The organism is Streptomyces sp. WMMB 322, from assembly GCF_900090145.1.
In the GTDB taxonomy this organism is placed as follows: Bacteria; Actinomycetota; Actinomycetes; order Streptomycetales; family Streptomycetaceae; genus Streptomyces.
This window is the reverse complement of the sequence record NZ_FMHI01000025.1, coordinates 17,737-42,271: the sequence shown is the minus strand read 5'-3', so window position 1 is coordinate 42,271 and position 24,535 is coordinate 17,737. Positions and strand designations below refer to the sequence as shown.

22 protein-coding genes are annotated in these 24,535 nt (G+C 71.7%); 7 read left to right on the top strand and 15 right to left on the bottom strand.

From position 1 onward, the window contains the following. Positions 1-28 precede the first annotated feature (28 nt). Both H180DRAFT_RS27775 and H180DRAFT_RS27770 read right to left on the bottom strand, forming a co-directional pair. The gene (locus H180DRAFT_RS27775; RefSeq protein ID WP_055488915.1) at positions 29-1,774 is read right to left on the bottom strand and encodes an IlvD/Edd family dehydratase; all 1,746 of its coding nucleotides are present in this window, start codon (positions 1,772-1,774) and stop codon (positions 29-31) included. Between the two features lie 76 nt (positions 1,775-1,850). Then, positions 1,851-4,244: a GH92 family glycosyl hydrolase gene (locus H180DRAFT_RS27770; RefSeq protein WP_254666215.1), complete on the bottom strand. Its 2,394-nt coding sequence runs from the start codon at positions 4,242-4,244 to the stop codon at positions 1,851-1,853. Positions 4,245-4,420: 176 nt separating this feature from the next. Here H180DRAFT_RS27770 and lnt point away from each other — a divergent pair, with 176 nt between their 5' ends. Beyond that, positions 4,421-6,025 carry an apolipoprotein N-acyltransferase gene (gene lnt, locus H180DRAFT_RS27765; RefSeq protein WP_055488913.1) on the top strand — a complete coding sequence of 535 codons (1,605 nt, stop codon included), beginning with the start codon at positions 4,421-4,423 and terminating at the stop codon, positions 6,023-6,025. On the opposite strand, the gene H180DRAFT_RS27760 is transcribed toward lnt, so the two are convergent. After that, positions 5,997-7,217, bottom strand: a complete 1,221-nt coding sequence (locus H180DRAFT_RS27760; RefSeq protein ID WP_055488912.1) for an FAD-dependent oxidoreductase — start codon at positions 7,215-7,217, stop codon at positions 5,997-5,999. The two genes, lnt and H180DRAFT_RS27760, sit on opposite strands and share 29 nt — an antisense overlap. 110 nt (positions 7,218-7,327) lie before the next feature. Between H180DRAFT_RS27760 and H180DRAFT_RS27755 the strand changes: the two genes are divergently transcribed. Beyond that, the gene (locus H180DRAFT_RS27755) at positions 7,328-7,954 is read left to right on the top strand and encodes a TetR/AcrR family transcriptional regulator (RefSeq protein WP_055488911.1); all 627 of its coding nucleotides are present in this window, start codon (positions 7,328-7,330) and stop codon (positions 7,952-7,954) included. A 93-nt stretch (positions 7,955-8,047) separates the two neighbouring features. On the opposite strand, the gene H180DRAFT_RS27750 is transcribed toward H180DRAFT_RS27755, so the two are convergent. The 7 genes from H180DRAFT_RS27750 to H180DRAFT_RS27720 form a co-directional block, all read right to left on the bottom strand. After that, positions 8,048-8,521, bottom strand: coding sequence for a tetratricopeptide repeat protein (locus H180DRAFT_RS27750; protein WP_055488910.1), 474 nt, complete (start codon positions 8,519-8,521; stop codon positions 8,048-8,050). A gap of 80 nt (positions 8,522-8,601) precedes the next feature. Further along, complete coding sequence (locus H180DRAFT_RS27745) at positions 8,602-9,288, bottom strand: uracil-DNA glycosylase (protein WP_055488942.1); 687 nt, start codon at positions 9,286-9,288, stop codon at positions 8,602-8,604. Positions 9,289-9,558: 270 nt separating this feature from the next. Next, positions 9,559-11,151 (bottom strand): ABC transporter substrate-binding protein, encoded by a 1,593-nt coding sequence (locus H180DRAFT_RS27740; protein ID WP_055488909.1) that lies wholly within the window; start codon positions 11,149-11,151, stop codon positions 9,559-9,561. A gap of 314 nt (positions 11,152-11,465) precedes the next feature. Then, the gene (locus H180DRAFT_RS27735; protein ID WP_055488908.1) at positions 11,466-12,236 is read right to left on the bottom strand and encodes an SDR family oxidoreductase; all 771 of its coding nucleotides are present in this window, start codon (positions 12,234-12,236) and stop codon (positions 11,466-11,468) included. Between the two features lie 17 nt (positions 12,237-12,253). Beyond that, positions 12,254-13,015, bottom strand: a complete 762-nt coding sequence (gene fabG, locus H180DRAFT_RS27730; protein ID WP_055488907.1) for a 3-oxoacyl-ACP reductase FabG — start codon at positions 13,013-13,015, stop codon at positions 12,254-12,256. 108 nt (positions 13,016-13,123) lie between these two features. Continuing rightward, positions 13,124-13,558 (bottom strand): DUF3037 domain-containing protein, encoded by a 435-nt coding sequence (locus H180DRAFT_RS27725; protein WP_055488906.1) that lies wholly within the window; start codon positions 13,556-13,558, stop codon positions 13,124-13,126. Further along, positions 13,555-14,424, bottom strand: a complete 870-nt coding sequence (locus tag H180DRAFT_RS27720; protein WP_055488905.1) for a HipA family kinase — start codon at positions 14,422-14,424, stop codon at positions 13,555-13,557. The genes H180DRAFT_RS27725 and H180DRAFT_RS27720 overlap by 4 nt, the downstream gene beginning before the upstream one ends. Positions 14,425-14,506: 82 nt before the next feature. On the opposite strand from H180DRAFT_RS27720, the gene H180DRAFT_RS27715 reads away from it, so the two are divergent. Continuing rightward, complete coding sequence (locus H180DRAFT_RS27715; protein WP_079100462.1) at positions 14,507-16,666, top strand: S9 family peptidase; 2,160 nt, start codon at positions 14,507-14,509, stop codon at positions 16,664-16,666. Between the two features lie 80 nt (positions 16,667-16,746). Next, a complete protein-coding gene (locus H180DRAFT_RS27710; RefSeq protein ID WP_055488904.1) occupies positions 16,747-17,199 on the top strand; it encodes a Rieske (2Fe-2S) protein in 453 nt (150 codons plus the stop codon). A gap of 185 nt (positions 17,200-17,384) precedes the next feature. Here H180DRAFT_RS27710 and H180DRAFT_RS27705 read toward each other — a convergent pair whose 3' ends face one another. Beyond that, positions 17,385-18,716: an aminotransferase class I/II-fold pyridoxal phosphate-dependent enzyme gene (locus H180DRAFT_RS27705; protein ID WP_055488903.1), complete on the bottom strand. Its 1,332-nt coding sequence runs from the start codon at positions 18,714-18,716 to the stop codon at positions 17,385-17,387. 47 nt (positions 18,717-18,763) lie between these two features. On the opposite strand from H180DRAFT_RS27705, the gene H180DRAFT_RS27700 reads away from it, so the two are divergent. Further along, positions 18,764-19,447 carry a pyridoxamine 5'-phosphate oxidase family protein gene (locus tag H180DRAFT_RS27700; RefSeq protein ID WP_055488902.1) on the top strand — a complete coding sequence of 228 codons (684 nt, stop codon included), beginning with the start codon at positions 18,764-18,766 and terminating at the stop codon, positions 19,445-19,447. Between the two features lie 46 nt (positions 19,448-19,493). Here the strand turns inward: H180DRAFT_RS27700 and H180DRAFT_RS27695 are convergent, their stop codons facing one another. Together H180DRAFT_RS27695 and H180DRAFT_RS27690 are read right to left on the bottom strand one after the other, a co-directional pair. Further along, positions 19,494-20,516: an EamA family transporter gene (locus H180DRAFT_RS27695; protein WP_055488901.1), complete on the bottom strand. Its 1,023-nt coding sequence runs from the start codon at positions 20,514-20,516 to the stop codon at positions 19,494-19,496. Between the two features lie 65 nt (positions 20,517-20,581). Next, complete coding sequence (locus H180DRAFT_RS27690; RefSeq protein ID WP_254666214.1) at positions 20,582-21,127, bottom strand: Clp protease N-terminal domain-containing protein; 546 nt, start codon at positions 21,125-21,127, stop codon at positions 20,582-20,584. 212 nt (positions 21,128-21,339) lie between these two features. On the opposite strand from H180DRAFT_RS27690, the gene H180DRAFT_RS27685 reads away from it, so the two are divergent. Then, entirely contained in the window at positions 21,340-22,023 is a 684-nt protein-coding gene (locus H180DRAFT_RS27685; RefSeq protein WP_055488900.1) for a DUF4232 domain-containing protein, read from the top strand. Positions 22,024-22,072: 49 nt separating this feature from the next. Here H180DRAFT_RS27685 and H180DRAFT_RS27680 read toward each other — a convergent pair whose 3' ends face one another. After that, positions 22,073-22,690 carry a PadR family transcriptional regulator gene (locus H180DRAFT_RS27680; protein WP_074467043.1) on the bottom strand — a complete coding sequence of 206 codons (618 nt, stop codon included), beginning with the start codon at positions 22,688-22,690 and terminating at the stop codon, positions 22,073-22,075. A gap of 182 nt (positions 22,691-22,872) precedes the next feature. Between H180DRAFT_RS27680 and H180DRAFT_RS27675 the strand changes: the two genes are divergently transcribed. Next, complete coding sequence (locus tag H180DRAFT_RS27675) at positions 22,873-23,712, top strand: PhzF family phenazine biosynthesis protein (RefSeq protein ID WP_055488898.1); 840 nt, start codon at positions 22,873-22,875, stop codon at positions 23,710-23,712. 25 nt (positions 23,713-23,737) lie between these two features. On the opposite strand, the gene H180DRAFT_RS27670 is transcribed toward H180DRAFT_RS27675, so the two are convergent. Continuing rightward, positions 23,738-24,526, bottom strand: a complete 789-nt coding sequence (locus H180DRAFT_RS27670; RefSeq protein ID WP_055488897.1) for a CPBP family intramembrane glutamic endopeptidase — start codon at positions 24,524-24,526, stop codon at positions 23,738-23,740. Positions 24,527-24,535 lie beyond the last annotated feature (9 nt).

The following is a 24,535-nucleotide window of genomic DNA, read 5'->3' as shown; positions in this document are numbered from 1 at the left end:
GGGTCCGGGGGCATCTCCAGCGGCGGCGTCAGTGCGAGTGGCGCGGCACCTCGCTGCCGCCGGTGCCCGTGAGGAAGTCCAGGTCGGCGCCGCGGTCGGCCTGCATGACGTGGTCGGTGTACAGCTTCGCCCAGCCGCGCTGCGCCCTGCCGGCGTCGTCGGCCTCCCGGTCCGCGGCAACTTCCTTGGCGCGGGCGGCCAGTTCGTCCTCGTCCACGCACACGTCGAGCCTGCGCGCGGGAACGTCGAGTTCGACGGTGTCCCCCGTCCGCACGAGGGCGAGCGGTCCGCCGACGGCCGCCTCGGGAGCGACGTGCAGGACGCACGTGCCGTACCCGGTGCCGCTCATGCGCGCGTCACTGATGCGTACGACGTCCTCCACGCCTGCTTCGAGCAGCTTCTTCGGCACGGGGACGTTGCCCACCTCGGGGAAGCCCGGATAACCCTTGGGCCCGGCGTTGCGCACGACGATGACGGTGGACCGGTCGACCGGCAGATCCGGGTCGTCGGCGGCGGCCGTGTAGTCCTCGACACGGTCGAAGACCAGCGCCTTCCCCCGGTGGCTGAGCAGTTCCGGGTCGGCCGCGGAGACCTTCAGCACCGCCCCGTCGGGGCAGAGGCTGCCGTACAGCACGACGGTTCCCGCCCCCGCGGGCATGAACGGCTCGGACACGGTGCGGATGACTTCACGGTTGTAGCACTCCGCGCCGGCGATCTCCTCGCCGATGGCCCTTCCCGTGACGGTGACCGGCTCCTGGTGGATGAGGGCGCCGAGTTCGCGCATGACGACGGGGAGGCCTCCCGCGTAGTAGAAGTCCTCCATCAGGAAGCGGCCGGAGGGCATCATGTCGGCCAGCACCGGGACTTGCTCGGTGAGCTCGTCGAACTCGCCGAGTTCCAGGGGCACTCCGACGCGGCCGGCCAGGGCCAGCAGATGGACCACCGCGTTGGTCGAACCTCCGAGGGCCGCGTTCACCCGGATCGCGTTCTCGAACGCCTCACGTGTGAGCACCCGGGACGGGCGCAGATCCTGCTCGACGAGCTTCACGGCCTGCCGTCCGGACGCCTGCGCAAGGACGTAGCGCCTGGCGTCGACGGCGGGGATGGCCGCGCCGCCGGACATCTGCATGCCCAGGCTCTCGGCCATGCAGGCCATCGTGGAGGCGGTGCCCATCGTCATGCAGTGGCCCCGGCTGCGCGACATGCAGCCCTCCGCCTCACGCAGGTCCTCCTCGGTGAGCTTGCCGGCGCGCATCTCCTCGCTGAGCTTCCACACCGCCGTGCCGGAACCGATGTCCCTGCCGCGGAACTTGCCGTTGAGCATCGGCCCGCCGGTCACCATGATCGAGGGGATGTCGACGCTCGCCGCACCCATCAGCATGGCCGGGGTCGTCTTGTCGCAGCCGGACAGCAGCACCACCCCGTCGAGGGGGTTGGCCCTGAGGGTCTCCTCGACCTCCATCGCCATCAGATTGCGGTAGAGCATCGTGGTGGGCCGCATCAGCGGTTCGCCGAGCGACATGGTGTTGAACTCCAGCGGCAGTCCGCCGGCTTCCCACACGCCGCGCTTGACCGCTTCCGCGACGTCACGCAAGTGGGCGTTGCAGGGGGTGAGTTCGGACCAGCTGTTGCCGATGCCTATCACGGGCCGCCCGTCGAAGACCTCCGGGCCGAACCCCTGGTTGCGCATCCAGGACCGGTGGATGAAGCCGTTGCGGCCCTCCGCGGCGAACCAGGCCGCACTGCGCCGGCCGGCTCCCTCGTCACTGCTCATGCTCACTCCCTGGTGCTGCTCGTAGCGTCACGGCCCCCGGGTCAACTGCGATCTTGGTCCGGGAGTCGCTGCCGGGTCAACGGTTGTGAGCATTCGGCTGCCCGAGCGGCGGCGGCGCGTCCTGTTTCCCGGTGCCCCACTCGGACGGCTCGGGGCCGAGACGGAAGTCCAGGGAGCGGCCGCGCCGTATGTCGTCCGTGCTGATCCATGTGCGGGAGATCTGCGAGCCGCCGGCGGACACCGAACGTATGTAGCGGTCGCTCTCCCTCTCCCGCGGGGCGCGGATGGTGAAGCGCCCCTCCGGGTACCGGTCGCGGTCCAGGGTCAGCTCCACGCGCTCGAACGCGGGGGTGTTCAGGGCCCAGGTGTCCGCGCCGGGAGCCACCGGGTAGATGCCCATGGCCGAGAGCACCATCCAGGACGACATGGTGCCCAGGTCGTCGTTGCCGGTGACCCCTTCCGGGGAGTCGGTGAAGCGGCACAGGGCAGCGTCGACGACGTCGGTGGTCTTCCAGGGGGAGCCGGTCGAGAGGTAGGTGTACGGCGCGAGGAGGTCGTGCTCGTTCTGGGGGTTGTACTTGTCCGAGTCGTAGTACTCGTAGGGGCCGGCGACCCACTCCTCGCCCGCCGTCCTCCTCGGGTCCTCGGTGAGTTCGTCGTACGCGAAGAAGGAGTCCAGCCGCTTCTCGGTCGCCTCGCGTCCGCCGGTGCGGGATATCAGCCCGGGGACGTCCTGCGGGACCATCCACATGTACTGCCAGGCCGTTCCCTCGTGGAAACCCTCGCTCCTGGACGGGTCGGCGGGTCCGGCGAAGGTGCCGTCGGCCTTGCGGGCGCGGGGGAACCCGGTGCCGGGGTCGAGGATGTTGCGGTAGTTGCGGGAGCGTTCGGCGTAGCGGTCGGCGTCGGAGTCGTGACCGAGATCACGGGCCATCCCGGCGAGGGCGGCGTCGGCCGTGGCGTACTCGAGGGTGGCTGAGCCGCTGTGCCTGAAGTCCGGGCTGCCCGGCTTCTCCCGTTTCCTGTCGGGCTGGTGAGGAATGTAACCGCCCTCGATGTACTCCTTGTTGGCTGTGCGGCCCAGATAGGGAGAATCCGCGGGCGGCACCCCGTCGGCGTTCTTCTTCAGCGCGCGGTAGGCGCGCTCCCCCTCGTCCTCCGTGAGCAGCCCCTGCTGGTAGGCGTTGGCGAGGAACGGCGTGACCGGGTCACCGGCCATGATGTTCGTCTCCCGCGTGGCATAGCCCCACCGGGGGAGCCAGCCGCCCTGTGCGTCCACGTCGAGCAGCGACAGCGCCATGTCACGGGACTCGCGCGGCGCGACGAGGGCGAGCAGCTGCGCCTGGGTGCGGTAGGTGTCCCACAGTGACCAGTTCTGGTAGTAGGTGTGTCCCTTCGCGCGGTGGATCTTCTGGTCCCAGCCCCGGTAGCGCCGGTCGACGTCCTCGCCGACGTTGGGGTGGAGCAGCGCCCGGTAGAGCGAGGAGTAGAAGACCCGCAGGCGCGCCTCGCTGCCGCCGCTCACCCTGACGTCGTCCAGCCGCTCCTGCCAGGCCCGGCGGGCGGCATCGCGGGTCTCGTCGAACGAACGGCCGCCCTCCGCGGCGAGGTTGCGTGCGGCGCCCTCCTCGTCGACGTACGACAGCGACGTCACCGCCTCCACGTCGCGGTCGCCGTTCCGGGTGTCGAAGCGGGCGTATGCCCCGCGCCGACCGCCGCCGGACGAGGATTCGCCGCCGTCCGTGACCTCGTCGCCGTCCCATGTGCCGTAGGAGTCGAAGGGCCGCTCGAAGCGGGTCACGGTCCACACGGTGTAGGGCTCCGTCCCCTGGCAGAAGCCGCTTCCGGTGACCTTGGCGGCGATGGTCCTCTCGTCGAGGACGCGCACTGTGCTGTCGGTGACCTTGTGCAGCGCCTGGCCGGAGTTGAGCAGCACGTTCGCCTTGCCCGTGGCGGGAAAGGTGTAGCGCTGGTGCCCGGTGTGCCTGCCCGCGGTGAGTTCCGCCGTCGTCCCGCCGTAGTCGTCGAGGGCGACCTTGTACGAGCCGGGTGAGGCGCTCTCCTTCGCGTGGCGGAACCCGGAGGCGTACTCGTTGTTGTCGGTGCTCGTGATGTCACCTGTGGTCGGCATGACCGGCAGGTCACCGCCGATGCGGCAGCCCACCCCGGAGAGGTGGACGGAGGAGAAACCGCGGATGCGGTCCTCGTCCCAGTCGTAGCCGGTGCTGCTGCCGGTGGTGTCGGGTGAGAGCTGCACCTTCCCGAACGGGACGGCGGCGCCGGGGAAGGTGTTGCCTTCGTTGCGTGTGCCTATGAAGGGGTCGACGTACGCGGCAGGGTCCGTGACGGGGCCGGCGCGCACCTCCCCTCCCCCGCACGGGGCAGCGGGCGGTGAGGCCCCGACGAGGCCCGCGCAGAGCGTCGCGGTCGCCAGACCCAGCAGGGTCCGGATCCGTTTCGCTCGCAGCACCTGGGCCTCCGGTCGGGACATCGTTGTCGAGCGGCCCAGCGTCTCCACAGCGTGGGCGGATGTCTATGCCCCAGATCACAGCGGTCCGTACGGTCCCCTCCGGTGCATGCGCCCTCCCCTGCCGGGGAAGCCCTCGCACAGTCGGTGATCCGGCGACCGGACGGTGGAGGCGAGGCATGGCCGCAGAACGTGCAGGGGACGGGGCCACCGGGCGGCGGTCCTCCCGCTGGCTGCGTGCGGTGGCGGCGGCCGTGGCCGGTGCGCTGCCGGCCTTCGCCTTCCCGGCACCGTCCCTGTGGTGGCTCGCATGGGTGGCGCTGGTGCCGTGGCTTCTGCTGCTGCGCGGCGCCCCCACCGGCGGGCAGGCGGTGCTGGTCGGCTGGGCCGGCGGTACGGGTTTCATGCTTGCCGTGCACCACTGGCTGCTGCCGAGCCTGCACGTCTTCCTCTTCGTACTGGCGGCGCTGCTGGGCCTGTTGTGGGCGGCGTGGGGATGGCTCGTGAGACGGCTGCTCGGCGGGAGGCCGGGGCCGGGCAGCGTGGCGGCCGCCGTCGTACTGGTGCCGTCGGGCTGGCTCATCGCCGAACTCGTCCGGTCCTGGGAGTACCTGGGCGGACCGTGGGGACTGCTCGGCGCGAGCCAGTGGCAGGTCCCTCCCGCCCTCCGGCTGGCGTCCGTTGGCGGGGTGTGGCTGGTCAGCTTCGTGCTTGTCGCCGCGAACACGGCCCTGGCGGCTGCGGCCGCGCTCCTGCTCGCACGCGGTTCCGGGCGTCCGGCGGTGCCCTTGGCCCCGGCGGTCGCGGCTGCCGCCGCCCTCGCTGTCTGCGGCGGTGCTCTCGCTGCCGCATGGGCGTGGGCGCCGGTGCCGCGCACGGACGGGCGGATTCGTGTCGCCGTCGTCCAGCCAGGAGTGGTCGAGGGCCAGCGCGCGAGGCTGGAGCGCAGCGAGGAGCTGACCCGCCGGCTGGCGGGCCGGAAGCCGGACCTGATCGTGTGGGGTGAGAGCAGCGTCAGCTTCGACCTGGGGGCCCATCCGGAGCTGCGGCGGCGACTGGCGGATCTTTCCTCACGGGTGGACGCACGGATCCTGGTCAACGTGGACGCCCGTCGCTCGGACCGGCCCGGCATCTACAAGAGTTCGGTGCTCATCGGCCCGGACGGGCCGATCGGCAGGCGGTACGACAAGACGCGCCTGGTGCCCTTCGGCGAGTACGTCCCGGCCCGCTCCCTGCTCGGCTGGGCCACGTCGGTGGGCCGCGCCGCCGGGGAGGACCGGCTGCGCGGCGACGGGCCGGTGATGATGAAGGCATCGGGCGTGAGGTTCGGGCCCTTGGTGTGCTTCGAGAGCGCCTTCCCCGACATGAGCCGTCAACTGGCTCTCGACGGGGCCGGGTTGATCATCACGCAGTCCTCCACCTCGACCTTCCAGGACAGTTGGGCACCGGCGCAGCACGCCTCACTGGGCGCGCTGCGCGCCGCCGAGACGGGCCGGCCGATGGTGCACGCCACGCTCACCGGCATCAGCGCGGTGTACGCACCGCGGGGTGAGCGCACCGGCCCCTGGCTCGGCACCGACCGCAGCACCAGCGAGATCTACACGGTGCCGCTCGCCACCGGTGAGACGCTCTACCTGCGCACCGGCGACTGGATCGTGCACGTGGCGCCGGCGGCGCTCGCGCTGTACGGGGCGGTGGCGGCCGCCCGGGCGCTCAGCAGCCGCCGGCGAGGGGGCACGGAGGGGCCGGGCCGCTTCAACTCCCGGCCTTCCGAGTCCCGTTGACGCCCACGGCGCCCTGATGTCCGGGCGGGCTCCAGTCGGCGATCCCGTCCAGTGCGCGCAGCTCCAGGTGCGGTCCGAGCCGGTTGACCACGGCCACCGCGGCGTTCCGGAGAGCGCAGGCGGGGGCTGAGGTCAGGGTGACGAGGCGGCCGACCCTGATGGCGCGCCGCACCACCTCACCGGTGCGGGGCAGCCGATCGTTCGTGTAGGCGTCGAGGGCGGCGGGAACATCCGTCCCCGGCGTGGCGTGATGAGCGAGCACGACGGCGTCCTCGACGGCCTGGTTGCCACCCTGACCGAGTGTCGGCGGCATGGCGTGAGCGGCGTCGCCGAGCAGCGCCACGCGTCCCCGGTGGAAAGCCGGCAGCGGCGCCGCGGCCTGATGGACGTCGCTGCGCAGCACATCTCCCGGCCCCGCGGCCCGGAGAATCGCCGGTACCGGCTCGTGCCAGGTGCCGAACCGGCGTCGCAGCTCGGCGAGTTCACCGTCGGGCGTCCGCTGCCCCGCCGGTACCGCCGCCGCGGCGTAGGCGTAGACGTGTCCGTCGTGCAGCGGCTGGGTGCCCCACAGGGCGCCGCGGCCCCACGTCTCGTGCGGCGGGTAGGCGACATCAGGTGCCGGAACGACGAGCCGCCAGGCGGTGAAACCCGCATAGCGGGGACCGGGCTGCCCGGGGAAGAGGACGGATCGCGCCGGGGAGTGGATGCCGTCGGCGGCGACGACCAGGTCCGCCTCCCACTCCTGCGCACCGCTGCGCACCCGTGCGCGCCGGTCCTCGCCGCCGGGGTCCGCGACGTCGGCGGCCGTGTCGGTGCGTACCGCGCCTTCGGGCAGCCGGGAGTGGAGGAGCGAGATGAGGGTGGCTCTGTGCAGCGGCACGAACGGGCCCCCGAAGCGGGCGGCCGCGGCCTCCTGGTTCGTCCGGGAGAGCCACCGACCGGACGGAGTGCGCAGCCCTCCCTCGTCGCTCCAGGTGCGCATGGATCTGACGGTGTCCCCGAGGCCGATCGTGTCCAGCGCCCGCAGCGAGTTGGGCGTCATCCCCATTCCCGCTCCCACGGCCTCCACCGCGGGGGCCCGTTCGAGGACGGTGACCCGCCATCCCCGCTGGTGCAGCGCGACGGCGGCGGTGAGGCCGCCGATGCCGGCTCCGATGACGAGCGCGCCGGGCCGGGAGCGGGACTCGGACATGTGCGGTCTCCTTCTCCGTGGGGATGACCGTCACCCGGTCACTACATCTGTAGTGTACTACGCCTGTAGTGGATCACGTGCCTCTCCGTCCCCGACGTACATTGGCTGCCATGACCGCGCCCCGTTCCTCTCCCCCGGCCACCCGCTCCGAGGTGATCGGCGACGCCGCGATCTCCCTACTGGCAGGGGGCGGGCTCCGCGCACTGACCCACCGGGCCGTGGACGAGGCGGCCGGCCTTCCGCAGGGATCGACCTCCAACCATGCCCGAACGCGGGCGGCACTGATCGAGGCTGCGGTGCGGCACCTGGCCGTGCGGGAGTCGCAGGTGATCTCGCTCGAGGAGATGCCGCAGGGGGAGGACGCCGACGAACTCGCGGACGGGCTGGCGCTCGCGATGCACCGCTACCTCACCCGCGACCCCTCGCTTCTCATCGCGCGCTACGAACTGGCCCTGGAGATCACGCGGCGGCCGGAACTGCGGGAGATGTATGTGCGCACCGGGACGAGCGCCTTCCGGAAGCCGCTCGTGGCGATGCTGAGCCGGGCCGGGTCGAACGAACCGGAGCGGCACACCCTGTCTCTGGTGGCGTGGTGCGACGGCATGCTCTTCTCGTGCACGGCCGGCTCCTACGCCGCGGAGGTACCCACCCTGGGGGAACTGCGGGCAGGTTTGCGGGAGTTGCTGCACGGGATGCTCAGTACCCGGCCCGCCTCCCCGGCGCCACGGGGAGGCTGAGCACGGGCGCAACGACGGCCGGGACACAGGGCGGGAGCGTCAGCGCACGCCTTCCCGGGGGTGCCGTCCTTGCCGCGCACCGTCCGGAACGCGTCAGGCCGGCCCCAGCCGGCTCTCCAGTCTCCCCACGGCGGCCCTGATGCCCGCACCGTATTCGTCGTCTGCCAGCGATCCCAGCGCGCCCTGCGCCCGGCGGAGTTCACGGCGCGCGGCATCGCTGTCCCCGAGCTTGGCGTGGTCCGCGGCGAGGTTGAGGTACAGCGAGGGATACAGGGAGCGCACGGCCAGCGAGTGCTCCCCCCACTCGACCTCCTCCTCGGTCAGCGCGTCCGCAGCCGCCAGGGCGCGGCGGTCCCACTCCAGTTCGGCGCCCGGGTCGTCCTGGGTGTCGGCCATGTAGTGCGCGATGGTGCAGCGGTGGAAGAGATCACCCTCACCTGTCTCCGACCACAGCAGCGCAAGCCGGTTGCGGGCCTCCTCACGGTCGCCCGCGCGGTGGAGCATGATCGCCTGGCCGATGCGGACCAGGATCCCGTCCGGGGACGTCTCCTGCTGCGACTCCGTCACGGAACTCCTCCTCCGCCTGCCCGCCGGGTGCTGCTGTCACCTGCCACGACGACGCTAGCCGCAGCCACTGACAATCGCGCTCAGGCGCGTGCGCGGGCCTCCGGGATGCGCCAGTCGACCGGAGGGTGGCCTGCCGCGGCGACGGCTTCGTCGATCCGGCTGAAGGGACGGGAGCCGAAAAACTTCCTGGCGGAGAGCGGGGAGGGGTGCGCGCCCTGCACCACCGTGTGCCGTGCCGTGTCGATGAGCGGGAGCTTCTTCTTGGCGTAGTTGCCCCACAGCACGAACACCGCGGGCGTCTCCCTGGCGGCAACGGCCCGGATGACGGCGTCCGTGAACCTCTCCCAGCCCTTGCCCTTGTGGGAGTTGGCCTCCCCGGCCCTGACCGTGAGCACCGCGTTGAGGAGCAGCACGCCCTGCTCCGCCCAGGGCATGAGATATCCGCTGTCGGGGACGGGGTGGCCCAGATCGTCGCGCATCTCCTTGTAGATGTTGCGCAGCGACGGGGGCGTACGGACGCCGGGACGCACGGAGAAGCACAGGCCGTGCCCCTGGCCCTCACCGTGGTACGGGTCCTGGCCGAGGATCAGGACCTTCACCCGCTCGTACGGAGTCGCGTGCAGCGCCGCGAAGACCTCCTCGCGCGGCGGGTAGACCGGGCCCCGCTCACGCTCCTCCTCGACGAACTCGGCCAGCTCCTTGAAGTAGGGCTTGCCGGTCTCCTCGCCGAGGGCCTGCTGCCAGGAGTCCGGCAGGGTGCCCAGCATGTCGTTCAACTCTCGTACCTCCGCGGCGCCTTCGCGTGTGTCTTCTGACGCCACGAAACTATCGGGTGCCGCCGACAGCCGGTCCCCGGAACCGTCTGCCGCGGTCCTCCGCGGTCCTCCGCGCAGCTGCCCCGGTGCGGCCCGGCGGAGCCGGCGGGCCCGGCGGGCCGCCCACCGCCGGAAGACCGCGAGAAGAGCCGGGAGGTGCGCCGGAAGACGCCGGGAGGCGCGCCGGTCGGGCGGCCGTGCGGCTCGCGGCCCGGCGCCTGTCTACCAGCTGGACTTCTTGTGCAGCTCCCACAGGCGCGGCAGCGTGGAGGGGTCGAGCACCCATTCGACGCCTGCCACGTCCTTGCGCGAGGCCACGTACACCCGGCCCTGCCACAGCGGAAGCAGCCTCGCGTCCTTCGCGATGATCTTCTGTGCGCGGGTGAAGTCGCGGCTCGCGGTCGCGCGGTTGCTCTCCTTGCGCGACTTGGGAAGCAGCTCGTCGGTGATCTCGGGATTGTCGTAGGGCGTGGCGAGCGCGTTGTTCTTGCCCACGAACGGCGCCACGTAGTTGTCGGCGTCCGGGAAGTCGGGGAACCAACCGCGGCCGAAGACAGGGTACTTGCCCTTGCTGTACCCCTCGACGAACTCGGACCAGGGGCGCCCCTGGACGCTCACGTCGAAGAGCCCGGACTTGTTGAGCTGGCGCTTGAGTTCGGCGAACGTCTCGCCCGTCGTCGAACCGTAGCGGTCCGTGGTGTACCACAGCTTCAACGGCACCTTCTTGGTGATGCCGGCCTCGGTGAGCGTCTGCTTCGCCTTTGCCCGGTCGGGCTCGCCGTAGCGGTCGTAGTAGGCGGCGGTGTGGCCGGTGATACCGCCGGGGACCATGGAGTACAGCGGGTCGGCCGTGCGGTGGTAGACGTTGCGCACCAGTGCCTTGCGGTCGACCAGCTCAGCGACGGCCTTGCGCACGGCGGGGTTTCCGGCCATGCGGTCCTTGGGGTTGAAGACCAGGTAGCTGATCTCGGCGCCCAGGAGCTCGGTCAGCTCGATTTCCTGGTTGCCGTTCGCCTGCGCCTTGCGGAAACCGGTGACCTGATCCGGCGTCAGTCCCCGGTATGCGACATCGATCTTCTTGTCCTTGAGCGCGGCCACCATCTTCTTCGAGTCCTGGAAGTATTCGATGGTGACGACGTCGTTCTTGGGCTTCGCGGGACCGCGGTAACCGTTGTACTTGGTCAGCTCGGCCCTCTTGCCCTTGCTGTAGGACTTCAGCGAGTACGGACCGGACCCCACCAGCTTGCTGCCCTTGCGCAGCTTCTTCGCGGGGTAGCTCTCCGGGTCGACGATCGCCATCGCCGGGGTGGCGAGGATGAAGGGGAAAGTGGCGTCGGACTTCTTCAGGTGGAAGACGACGGTGCGCTTGTCCGGAGTTTCCGTCCGCTCCAGGCTCCCCATCAGGCCGAGCGGTCCCGACTTCGCCTTGATCGCCATGACACGGTCCACGGAATGCTTCACAGCGCGGGAGTCGAGCGGATTCCCGTTGGAGAACTTCAGACCGTCCTTGAGGGTGCACCGGTAGACGCGGCTCGCGGAGTCGGTGAATCCGCAGCGCTTGGCGGCGTCGGGTTCCGGAGAGGAGGAGCTGCTGGGGAAGGACAGCAGGGTCTGGAAGACGTTCTTGTAGAGCTCCCACGACCCGTCCCAGGCCGCTGCCGGGTCGAGTGTGCTGGGAGCACTGGTGGTCCCAGCGACGACCTCGCGGCGCTTCTCCTCGCTGCTGCCCCCCGACATCGAACTGCACCCGGCGACCATGGACGTTGATATGACAACGATCGCTGCGACCTTCAGAGGTCCGTTCCGGTCGAACACCTGCGCGCTCCTCAGTCGGCGTGGGCCAATACTGCCGATGCAGTTGCAAAAGGGAATTGCCGCCGGCCGGTCGATGCGTCGCTTGCGCTGTCTCCACGCCTTCGTACGGAGGTACGGGCGCGCCCTACGCGGAGCCGCTGGCCGATAGGCGAAAGAGACCCTACCTCAGCATCCGACTCCGGGAACATGCACTGGTCAACCATTCGTCAATTACCAACGAGACGTGCGTCATTCCGATGACTGCGGGTGCCGGTCCGACGACGGACCGGCACCCGGATTCTCCCGGAGGAGAGGTGTGCACGCGCAGGAAGCCGCTACTCCACTCCTGCGTTGAGCGCGAGCCCGCCGTCGAGGACGAGCGTCTGGCCGGTGATCCACGCCGATTCCCCGGAGGTGAGGAAGGCGGCGGCGCCCCCGATGTCCTCCGGCGCTCCCAGCCTGTTCATCGGATAACGCGCGGCGGCCTCCTCCTCGCGCCCCTCGTAGAGGGCCGCGGCGAACTTCGTCTTCACGACCGCGGGCGCGATGGCGTTGACCCGCACCGTCGGCGCGAACTCGTGCGCCAGCTGCTGTGTGAGATTGATCATCGCTGCCTTGCTCATTCCGTAGGCCCCGATGAAGGGCGAGGCCGACATTCCGGCAATGGAGGCGATGTTGACGATCGTCCCGCCGTGGTCCCGCTGCCATGCCGCCCAGGTGGACTGGGCGAAGCCGAGGGCGGAGACCACGTTGGTCTCGAAGACCTTGCGGGCCACTGCGAGGTCCAGCTCCGCGATCGGGCCGAAGACCGGATTCGTGCCGGCGTTGTTGACGAGGTGGTCGACCCGGCCCCAGGCCTCCATGACCTGCTCGACTGCGGTGCGCCGGTGCTCCTCGTCGTGCGCCTTGCCCGCGACGTACATCGCGCGCTGCGGACCGAGAGCGGCGACGGCCTCCTTGAGGGCGTCCTCGTTGCGGCCCGTGATGCACACGCGGTGCCCCCGGGCGATCAGCGCCTCGGCGACGCCGTAGCCGATGCCCCGGCTGCCGCCGGTGACGATCGCGACCTCGCCGCTGTCCTGCGGTACTGCGTCCTGCTGTGCCATGTTCTGTGACCCTCCGGTCAGTTGAGCGGGCCGCCGGCCACGTACAGCACCTGACCGGAGACGAAGCCGGCCTGTTCACCGGCGAAGAAGGCGATGGCGTTGGCGATGTCCTCGGGCCGGCCGACGCGCTGCACGGGAATCTGCGAGGCGGCGGCGGCCTGGAAGTCCTCGAAGCCCATGCCGACGCGCTCCGCGGTGGCAGCCGTCATGTCGGTGACGATGAAGCCGGGTGCGACGGAGTTGGCGGTGATGCCGAACTTGCCGAGCTCCTTGGCGAGTGTCTTGGTGAAGCCCTGCATGCCTGCCTTGGCCGCGGCGTAGTTGACCTGGCCGCGGTTGCCGAGCGCCGAGGAGGAGGAGAGGTTCACGATCCGCCCGAACCCGGCGTCGACCATGTGCTTCTGGCAGGCACGGGACATCAGGAACGCTCCGCGCAGGTGCACGTTCATGACCGTGTCCCAGTCGGAGTCGCTCATCTTGAACAACAGATTGTCCCTCAGCACGCCCGCGTTGTTCACGAGCACGGTGGGCGGCCCGAGTTCGTCCGCAACCCGCGCGACGGCGGTCTCCACCTGCGCGGAGTCGGAGACGTCGCAGCCCACGGCGATCGCCTTGCCGCCGTCGGCTGTGATCTTCTCGACGGTCTCCTTGCAGGCCGACTCGTCGAGGTCGAGCACGGCTACGGCGCGGCCCTCCGCCGCGAGCCGTACCGCGGTGGCCGCGCCGATGCCCCGCGCCGCACCGGTGACGATCGCGACGCGCTGGTCGGTGGTGGACATGCTGTTTTCTCCTCGCCCTGATGAGTGGTGAGCAACCGCTTAGTACCTGTGGCCGTGACGCTATGAGTCCCGCAACCCGCTGTCAACGGGTGCCCGTGGACATGAGATTCAGCGCACCAGCAGCTCCAGCAGCCGCTCGGCCTCCGCCTCCGGATCACTGGTCAGCCCCGTGTGCACCGGGCCCGGCTGCACCACCGTGCTGCGGGGAGCCACGAGCCAGCGGAAGCGCGTGCCGGGCGCCTCGCGCGCGGCCTGCCCGGCGGCGTCCCCTCCGTGGCACAGGCCCTCCGCGGCGCGCAGCGCAGCACGCACGCCTTCCAGGTCGGCGCCGGGATCGAGGGCACGCAGCCTCGCCTCGTCAAGATGAGTGCGGGCCACGACTAGCGACCGGGCGCGGCAGTAGACGACCACCCCCGCGTTGATCATCTCCCCGCGCTCCACTCGCGGCACCACACGCAGCAGCGCGTACTCGAACACCTCGCGTCCGGCGGCCTTTCCTACGCTGCCGCCGCTCCCTCCGCTCCCTCCGCTCCCACCGCTCACCGCTGTGCGCTCCCCTCGCCGCGCCGTACGGGCGGCGTCGCGCCGGTCAGCCAGCCCGGCGCGCGCGAGGGACCGTCCCTGCTCGGTTCGCCGATCGTGATCCGCTCGTGCAGCCCGGAAACGCGTGCCGAGAGCGTCCTGACGTACGCGTCACGCAGCTCGTCGGGCCCCGCGAACCCCGGCTCGTCGGTGAGCCATTCGTCGGGGACCGCGGCAGCGCACTCGGCGAGGAGCTCACCGGTCACCCGGGGGGCCAGATCCTCCGCAGCCGAGGCCAGGTCCGGGCCGAACGGGGCGAGCACGTGGTCGGAGGCGTCGTAGGGCCCTGAAACGCCGAAGGAGCGGGAGGAGCGAGAGGAACCGGCCTGCGCCGAGGGCCAGTTGTGATGCCAGACCAGCGTCGCGCCGTGGTCGATGAGCCACATCTCGCCGTGCCACACGAGCAGGTTCGGGTTGCGCCAGGACCGGTCGACGTTGCCCACCAGCGCGTCGAACCACACCACCCGGCCGGCCTCCGCCGCACTCACGGCGAAGGCCAGCGGGTCCAGGCCCAGTGCCCCGGGAAGGAAGTCCATGCCGAGGTTGAGGCCGCCGCTGGCCTTCAGCAGGTCCTGGACCTCCTCGTCCGGCTCGCTCAGGCCGATCACCGGATCCAGCCGGATGCCCACCAGCTCGGGCACCCGCAGTCCGAGCAGCTGTGCCAGCCGCCCCGCGATGACCTCGGCCACCAGCGTCTTGCGGCCCTGCCCGGCGCCGGTGAACTTCATGACGTACGTACCGAGATCGTCCGCCTCCACGATCCCCGGGAGCGAGCCGCCCTCCCGAAGCGGGGTGACGTAGCGGGTGGCGGTGACTTCACGCAGCATCCGCTCAGGCTAGCCGTCCACTGCGCCGCGTCCCGCCGATATTCCGGTGCCTCCGCGGCCGGGGCGGTGGCATCGTGCGCCCATGACTTCTCCCGGTATTCCCGGCACTCCCGGCACAGCCGCCCACGCGTCCCCGCCGGAGGCGGAGGCCCTGGCGGCCTTCCCCCGTCAGTTCGCCCGCACCCGGCGCTTCTCCCTCGGGACCGTGCGCAATGTGACGCTCTCACCGGACGGAGAGCGCGCGCTGTTCCTGCGCACGCGCAGCGGCAGCGACCCCTCTGGCGGACTGTGGATACGGGACGCCGGCGCGGAACGCGCCCTCGCCGACCCCGCGACGCTGGAGCATGCCGCGCCCGGTGCGGAATCTCCCACGACCGAGGAGGCGTCACGCAGGGAGAGGGAGCGCGATCTGTCCACGGGCATCACGGGATACGCGGCCGACGACGCCGCGGAGCTGGCCGTCTTCGCACTCGGCGGCACGCCGTGGGCCGTGCGAACGCGACGCGGCGAGCCGTTCCGGCTGCCGGCCGCCGGGCCGGTCACCGACCCCCGCCCCTCCCCCGACGGCCGCCTCATCGCGTACGTCACGGGCGGCGCCGTGCACGTCATGGCGGCGGACGGCACGGGCGACCGTCGTGTGGCGGGACCGGCAGCGGGTGAGGAGGCAACGGTCGCCTTCGGCCTGACCGACCACGTCTCGGCCGAGTCCCTTGGGCGCGGCCGCGGGTACTGGTGGGCTCCCGACAGCAGCGCTCTGCTCGTCGCCCGTGTGGACAACGCACAGGTGCGCCGCCGGTACCTCGGCGACCCTTCCGACCCGGAGCTCCCGCCGCGGGTCCAGTACTACCCGCGGGCCGGGACCGCCAACGCCGATGTCTCGCTCCACCTGGTGCGCCTCGACGGCACGCGCACCGAAGTGGACTGGGACCGGCAGGCGTTCGAGTACGTCGTGGCTGCGGGCTGGGACGTGCACGGCCCGCTCGTCACGGTGCAGAGCCGCGACCAGTGCACCCTGCTGACCCTCGGGGTCGACGAGCAAAGCGGAGCGACGCGCGTGCTCGCACGGCAGCACGACGAGCACTGGGTCGAGTTGCTGCCGGGCGCGTACTGCCGGACCGCGTCGGGAGCGCTGGTCCTGCCGTACGAGGACGGGGACACGCGGCGTCTGCGCGTCGGTGAGCAGGTGGTGACGCCCCCGGGACTGCAGGTCTCCCAGGTGCTGGGCACCGACGGGGAGACGGTGCTCTTCGCCGCGGGCGAGGATCCGCTGGAGACTCATGTGTGGTCCTGGTCCCCCGACGACGGACGTGTCCGGGTCAGCGAGGGTGCAGGCCTGCACTCCGCGGTGCTGCGCGGCGGCACAGTGGTGCTCGAGAGCGTCACCCCCGACGGGCCGCGCGTGACGCTTCTGCGTGAAGGCGTCGCCGCCGGCTCGATCTCCTCCCTCACCGAGGAACCGCTGATCCGGCCGCAGCCGGAAATGCTGACGCTCGGGCAACGGCGGCTGCGCAGCGCCCTGTTCCTGCCGGGCTGGTACGAGCACCGGGATCCGGACGCCCCACCGCTTCCGGTGCTGGTCGCCCCCTACGGCGGACCGGGGATGAGACTCGTGGTGCGGGCCCGCATCTGGCCGGCGCTGGTCGCGCAGTGGTTCGCGGAACACGGATACGCGGTCCTGGTGACCGACGGCCGGGGCACACCCGGGCGCGGTCCGTCCTGGGAGAAGGCAATCCGGGGCGACCAGTTCACACCAGTACTCGAGGATCAGGTCGACGCGCTGCACACCGCCGCAGCGACCCGTCCGTTCCTCGACCTGGACCGGGTGGGCATCCAGGGCTGGTCCTTCGGCGGCGCCCTGGCCACGGCGGCCGTGCTGCGACGCCCGGACGTCTTCCACGCGGCGGTCGCGGGCGCCCCTGCCATCGACCCCCGCCTGTACGACACGCACTGGAAGGAGCGCTTCCTCGGGCACCCGGACCGGCACCCGGAGCACTACGACCGCTGCACGCTGAGCAAGGAGGCACATCTGCTGCGGCGTCCGCTCCTGCTGGTGCACGGAACCGCGGACGACAACGTCGCATTCGCACACACCCTGCGCATGTCGGCGGCGCTGCTGGCGGCCGGACGGGAACACTCGGTGCTGCCGCTGCCGGGGCAGTCGCACATCGTAAGCGACCCCTCGACGGCCGAACGGCTGCTCCGGACGCAATTGCTTTTTCTTGACAAAGCCCTTCGCAGCTGACGAGCGCCTGTGCAGGATTCCCAGGGCAGAGGTAAGCAAAGGCAAATGCGTGCAGCATCCGAGAGAACAGGAAGTTCCCCATGACAGCATCGACCACCCGCAGGTCCGTGCTCGCCGCCGCGGGCGCCGCCTCGGCCGCCGTCACGCTCGCCGCCTGCGGCTCGGGCGGCAGCGAGGGTTCGGGCAGCGAGGAGAACGCCGGAGGCGACGGCGGCAGCCAGGAGGGCGGCGGGGCCTCGAACGGCGAACTCGGCAAGGCCGCCGACATCCCGGAGGGCGGCGGCAAGGTCTTCAAGGAGCAGAAGGTCGTGGTGACCAGGCCGAGCGGCTCGGAGTACAAGGCCTTCTCCGCGACATGCACGCACAAGGGCTGCTCCGTCTCGGAGGTGAAGGGCGGAACCATCATCTGCCCCTGCCACGACAGCAGGTTCGACATCTCCGACGGCAGCGTCAAGGGCGGCCCCGCGACGAAGCCGCTTCCTCCCGCGAAGGTCTCCGTGAAGGGCGGCAACATCCACCTCGCCGAGGGCTGAGGTTCCGCCGGCACCGTCGCCGCAAATGCCTGCCAGCCGCGGCCCGGTGCCGCCGTCCGGACCGTCACGTCTCAGGCCGCGGCGTCCGGTGAAAGCTCCCCCGCGGCCGCAGGTCCGGGGTGGGACCTGCGGCCGCGGGGGATGCGGCAACACCCGCGCCCGGAAGGCCCGGCGGCAGCGGGACGTCAGTCGTAGCGCCGGGCCGCGGCGGGACGGAGGGCGGCGGCGACCGCGTCGGCGAGCCGGCCGGCGTCCTCGGCTCGCAGCGGGGAGACCGTCAGGCGCACGCCGGGCGGGGACGCGAGCCGGAAGCGCGCCCCCGGGGCCACGGCCCAGCCCGAGTGCAGCAGGCGTGCGACGGCCCCCGTCTCGTCGGGCACCGGCACCCACACATTCATGCCGCTGCGCCCGTGCGCCTCGACGCCGCGCGCCTCAAGCGCCCGCACGAGCGCGTTGCGGCGCTGCCCGTAGGAGCGGGCCACCGCGGCCACATCGACGGCCCGTGTCTGCCAGAGATACAGTACGGCGTCCTGGAGCAGTCGGCTGACCCAGCCGGGGCCGAGGAGCTGGCGGCCGCGCACGCGGTCGAGGGTTACGGCGTCGCCGGTGACGACTGCCAGCCGCAGGTCGGGCCCGTAGGCCTTGGCCGTGGATCTCACCAGCGCCCAGCAATCGGTGCTGCCCGTGAGGGTGTTGAGCGGTTCCTCGACGATGCCGTGCCCGTGGTCGTCCTCGATGAGGAGCGTCCCGGGGTGGCCGGCGAGCACCTCGCGCAGACGGCGGGCGCGGGCGGGGGTCACCGCTGCGCCCGTCGGGTTCTGCGCACGGGCCGTGACGACGAGGGCGCGGGCGCCCCCTCGCAGCGCGCGTGCGGCCTCCTCGGGCAGCGGGCCTTCGTCGTCGACCGCCACGGGCAGGGTCTTCAGTCCGAGGGCGGGGATCAGGTCGAGCAGACTCCCCCAGCCCGGATCCTCGACGGCTACGGCGTCTCCGGTGCGCAGATGCGCCGCGAGCACCCGCTCGATGGCGTCGAGCGCGCCCGACGTCAGCGCCACCGGCCCGTCGGGAACCCCGTCCTCGTCCAGCAGCCGGCGTGCCTCGGCGGCGAGCGGTTCGCTGACGGCGGGGGCGCCGTAGAGGACGGCGCTGCGCGAGGCGTTGTCGGCGGCCGACGCGAGGGCCGCGTGCAGCGGCGGCAGCAGCGCGGTGTCGGGGTTGCCCGTGGAGATGTCCGTGCATCCTTCGGGCACTTCGGGACGGATGGCCTCCCGCGCTGCTCCGGGCGGCCGTTCGCGTACGCGGCTGCCGCGGCGTCCGGCCGTCTCGATGACTCCGCGTTCACGCAGGCTCCGGTAAGCGGCCGCCACGGTGTTCGCGTTGACCCCGAGCTGCTGCGCCAACTCCCGCATGGGCGGGAGGGGCCGGCCCGCGGCGAGACCGCCGGTCCGCACCCCTTTCTCCACGCTCGCCGCAATCTCCGCTGCGCGCCGTCCCTCTATCCGGTATTCTCCTAGCACAAATTAGATTTTGCACTAGTGCAAATTGAAATGCAAGGGAGAGCTCCTTGGCGTCCACTGTCCCTTCCCCCGCCCCCTCCGCCGGCTCCTACATCCGCACGGAGCGCACCGTCCCCACGCGGCACCGTGAACGCGCCTCCTACGACCGCGAGTTGGTGCACTCGATCCTCGACGAGGACTACATCTGCCACCTGGGGTTCGTGCGTGACGGCGCGCCAGTCGTCCTGCCCACGCTGTACGCCCGGAAGGGCGAGCGCGTCTACGTGCACGGGTCCACCGGCTCGCGGCCGCTGCGGGCGGGCAGCGCCGAGGAGGGACTGCCGGTCTGCCTCACCGTCACCCGCCTCGACGGGCTCGTTCTGGCCCGTTCCGCCTTCCACCACTCGCTCAACTACCGCTCGGTGATGGTCCACGGGACCGCGTACCGGGTTCCCGAGGGCGACGAACTCACCGCCGCCCTGGACGCCCTGGTCGACGGCGTGGTCCCCGGGCGCGCGGCCGACTCCCGCCGCGCCGACGCCAGGGAACTGGCCGCCACCGCGGTCCTGCGCCTCGATCTTGCAGAGGTCTCCGTCAAGGTCCGTCAGGGCGGACCGTCCGACGACGCGGAGGACGTCGCGCTGCCCCACTGGAGCGGCGTCGTACCCGTCAGCCGCGTCTACGGCACCCCTGTTCCCGCGGAGGACCTGACTCCGGGCACGCCACTGCCCGGCTACCTCAACGGCCGGTGAGAGACGGCCACTTCGCGGTGAGGGCGCGGCGGCGGACCGGAACGGTTCAGGCGTGGGCGTCGTCCGGCAGGGCACCGTCCACGCCGGCTCCGCCCGCCGCCCCTCCGGAGGCGACCGGCTCCTCCTGCTGCCGTCTGGGCGCCGAACTCTGCGCGATGAGGGCACCGACCAGTACCACCGCACCGCCCACGAGCTGTACGGCGGCGAGGTGTTCGCCGAGGAACACCCAGGCGAGCACGGTCGCGATGACGGCCTCGAGACAGGCCACGACGCCCGCGACCTGCGGGGAGAGCCTGCGGATCGAGACGACTCCCGTCAGGTACGCGGCAACCGTCGCCACAAGGACGATCCATCCCAGCAGCACGGGCGCGGGCACCGCCGTCCCGTCCATGGAGGCCTGCCCGCCCAGGACGTGCCAGTCCAGCGCCCACGGCCTCGCCGGAACGGTCAGCACGAGGGCGCCGATGAGCAGCCCGAAGGCGATCACGCCGATCGGATCGGAGGGCCCGCGGCCGTCGGAGCCGTCGCTGCCGTGGTCGGAGAGCACGAAGTACCCGACCTGACAGCAGGCCGCACCCAGCGCCAGCAGCAACCCGACGAGGTCGAGCGTCAGACCGGACCAGACACGCACCACGCAGGCCAGGCCGCCCACGGCGAGTACGACGCCCACGCCGGCGGCCCGGCTGACGGGGCGCCGCTGTACGAAGCGCACCCACCCCAGCACCAGGGCGGGTGCGAGGTATTCGATGAGCAGTGCGACGCCGACCGGGATGCGGGAGAGCGCGGCGAAGTAGCACGCCTGGACGCCGGCGACGGCAAGCAGCCCGAACCCCAGGACCAGCCCGGGGCGTTCACGCAGCAGTCCGCGGTGACGCCAGGCGAGGGGCAGCATGACGCAGGCCGCGCCTGCGGCCCGGAGCCAGGTCACCTGCAGGGGTTCGAGTCCGGCTTCGATGAGAGGTTTGGCGGCGGGCCCCGAACCGCCGAAAGCGAAGGCGGAGACGAGGGCCAGGGTCAGGCCGAGGCTTCCTCCCCGCACGGACGGACCCGGCCGCGTCGTTTCCCGCATGCGCACATCATGTCAACGATCGACAGGAGTGTCACCCCGGATACCCCTGACATTCGCCGGGGTCTTCAGCCCTCCGCCATTCCGCGACCGACACCCCTGGCAAGTCCGCGCACGTCCACTCCGGCAGTACGCAGCACCTCTGCCGCACGGCACTCCGGGTCGGCCACGATCCCCGCGAAGAGGTCGACGCCCTCCGCACGGCGGGCTTCCCGCGCCCTGACGCGGTCGAGCGCCACCTCCATCGCCATGGCGGCGGCCGGCGACCACCCCGGCAGCGCACCCGCACCGGCTCCGGCTCCCGGGCCGGCGTCCGCGGCACCGGTCGCCTCGGCCGAGCGCCGCCAGCGCAGTCCGTATCCGATGCTGCGCTGTGCGAGGTAGCCGAGCAGCTTCGCCGTCAGCGACCCACCGCCGCCGAGGAACGCCCGCACGACAGGGTCCGACTCGAGAAGACTGTGCAGAAGGTGTGCGGTGTCCACGTCCCGGTCGCCACCCCGCGAGGCCCGTCGGCGCGCGGTCGCGACGACGGCTGCCAGCTGATCGCTCAGCCTGTCCTCGATCGCCGGGCCCGCCGTCCTGCCGGCAAGCACCTGGGCTGCAACGGTGTCCACGAGACCACCACATCACACACACATTCATCCGCACATCCCCCCGTGGGGCATATGCACGTACCCCGCCGGGAGGGGCATGCCGCCGCACACCTCCTCCCTGAGGAGGAGCGCCGCTTGAAGGGCCTCAGGGGAGGGCAGGAGGGAACCGAATGCCCGGAAGGTCGCGTCTTGTACTCCAACAGCCCCCCATACGGCAGCACTTGGAGATTCCCATGGCCGTTCACCATGCACGCTCCGCTCTCGCCGCGCTCGCCCTGGGTGCCACTGTGACCGTCAGCGGATGCACAGGGTCCGCCGCCTCTGCCTCCAACTCACCGGCTTCCGTGGACGGCACGGACTCCGGCTCCCCCGCCTCGTCCCGTACACCCGGCTCCTCCGGGGACCCGACGGGAGCCCCAGGAGCGCGGAACGCGCCGGAGGGCGACGGGGAGCGCACCGGCGGCTCCGACGGCGGAGCGGACCGCCCGCGCTGGTGCGGGACGGATGCGCTGTCGGTCTCGCTGCGACCGGGACAGCCCGCAGCGGGCAACCGTTACGCCGCCCTCGTCCTCACCAACTCCTCGTCGGCCGCCTGCCGTACACAAGGCTGGCCGGGACTCCAGCTGACCGGCGAGAACGGCGGCAAGATCCCCACAGAGGTGGTGCGGGACCGCTCCGTGCCCTCTCGCCAGATCACCCTCTCCCCCGGCGGGCACGCATCCGCCCGGCTGCACTGGACGGTCGTGCCCGGCGAGGGGGACCCCGACGACGGCAGGTGTCCCGAGCCGAAGGCGGTGCGCGTCATCCCTCCGGACCAGCGCACCGCCAGGACCGCCGCATGGAAGCTGGGCGAGGTGTGCGGCGCAGGCGAACTCGACGTCCGGCCGCTGCTGCCGGGGGCGGAACTCCCGGAGTGACAGGGGCCGCGCACGGCCTCGGGCCACGCGCCGCCCCCGCCCCTCGCGGTCACTCCTCTTCGGCGAGGATCAGGTAGAGCTTCTTGCGGGCGTCGTTGACGACGCCGATCGCCTTGTCACGCTGCTCGGGCGTACCGTTCGCCCAGACCTGCTGGAAGGCGCTGACCAGGGCACCGCCTGCCTTGCGCACCTCGTTCATGGCCTCCCAGTCGATGCCGCGCCCGGCCTCCTCCCAGGGGGCCTCCGGGCCGGCGTCGGCTTCGTCACGGCCGGCGCCGGTGAGGGAGAAGAGGTTCTTGCCGCCCTCGCTGGCGCTGCTGATGAGCCCCTCGTCCTCCAGCAGTTGAAGCGTCGGGTACACCGAGCCGGGGCTCGGCTTCCACGCACCGCCGCTGCGCTCGGCGATCTCCTGGATCATCTCGTAGCCGTGCATGGGGCGGTCCTTGAGGAGCGCCAGGATCGAGGCCCGCACATCACCACGGCGTGCACGGCCGCGCGGCCCTCCCCTGCCGCGCCCTCTCGGCCCGAACGGCGGACCGTCGCCGAAGGGCGGACCGAAGGCACCGAACGCGCGGCGCTCGGACGGGCCGCCGAACCCTGCCGGGCCGCAGTGTCCGGGGCCGCGTCCACGACCCCGGCCGCCGGACCGCTGTTCGTCGTTACGCATGACGCCATCCTTTCCGCAACTTGCACTCGACAGACCTTTGACTTGTCGTGATGGCTCAACGATATATCGCCGATGCTCGCACGGCGATGCTTGTGGCACGGTCCGGCCAGGACCTGTAGCGGTCCACCTCCGCCGCATTGGCCGTCGCACGCCTCGCGCCCCCTCGTCTAACGTCCCGGCTCATGAGGATCCGTACAGTCGACGCCTTCACCGACCGCCCCTACCGCGGGAATCCCGCCGCGGTGGTGCTGCTGGACGAGGAGGCCTTCCCGGCGGAAGAACGCATGCAGGACGTCGCGGGCGAGATGAACCTCTCGGAGACCGCCTTCGCCCACCCTCTCTCCGGCGACGCGGAGGCCGACTGGGCGCTCCGCTGGTTCACCCCGGCCGCGGAGGTCGATCTGTGCGGTCACGCCACCCTGGCCACGGCCCACGTCCTGCACTGCGACGGCATCGCCTCCGGCACCGTGCGCTTCCGAACCCGCAGCGGCGTACTCACCGCCGCCACCGACGCCGGCGGCGTGATCACGCTGGACTTCCCCACGGCCCCGCTGACCCCGGCCCAGCCGCCCCCGGGGCTCGCCGCCGCACTCGGCACCGGACCGGTGTCCGTGCACGACACGGGGCCGCTCGGTGATCTCCTCGTCGAAGTGGCGGACGAAGCCGCCCTGCGCGCCCTCACCCCCGACAGCGCCGCGCTGCGCCGCCTCCCGCACAGAGGCGTGATCGTCACCGCCGTCGCGGACGGCCGGGACGGCGCCGGTCACGGGAACGGCCACGCATACGACTACGTCTCGCGGATGTTCGCCCCCTCCGTCGGCATCGCCGAGGACCCGGTCACCGGCAGCGCCCACACGGCACTGGCCCCTCTGTGGTCCGCGCGGCTCGGACGGGACTCGCTGACGGGCCTCCAGTGCTCCGCGCGCACCGGTCTGGTCCGTACGACGCTGCGGGGTGATCGCACCGAGCTGACGGGGACCGCGGTCACCGTCCTCGACGCCCGGCTGTGTGCAGGCTGGTGACGGTCCCGCCGGCGCACGGCGGCGGTCAGGGGGTGGGCAGCCAGTCCACCTTGCCCGCGAAGAGCGCGTAACCGGCGAAGGCCACGATGTCGATCAGCGCGTGCGCCACCACGAGCGGGCCCACACGCCCCCAACGCCGGTACAGCAGCACGAAGACGACCCCCATGGCCATGTTGCCGAGCAGCCCGCCGATGCCCTGGTAGAGGTGGTACGAGCCGCGCAGCACCGAGCTGACCGCCAGGGCGGCCCACGGTGAGAAGTCGAGCTGGCCGAGCCTGCGGAGCAGGTAGCCGACGACGATCACCTCCTCCACCACGGCGTTCTGCACCGCGGAGGCGATGAGCACCGGGATGCGCCACCACACGTGCGGCAGCGACTCGGGCACCACGGTCAGGTTGAAGCCCGCCTGCACCGCCGCCAGGTAGAGGGCCAGTCCGCTGCCGCCGATGGCTGCGGCGAGCACCGCGCCGCGTCCCAGGTCGAATCCGGGCCTGGTCCGGTCGAACCCGATGGAGCGCAGACCTCCCCCTTGGCCCTGTCGACCCGAAAGGTGCCACCGGCTCTCGCGCGTGAGGAGATGGGCCACCAGCGCCACCGGAACGAGCGCCGTGGCGATCCCGAAGACCTGCCAGGCCAGGTCCAGCCACGGCCGGTCGGGAGCACGCGAGGTGTTCAGCCGTGCCGCCTGGTCGGCGAGTGCTCCGGAGGCGGTCAGCGAGCCGACGAAACTGATCAGCGCGGAGACGGCGCTCGCACCGAGCGACAGGGCCAGCACGAGCAGCGTCTCCTGCCGGAGAGTGCGCGCCGGGAGCACCTGCCCGGT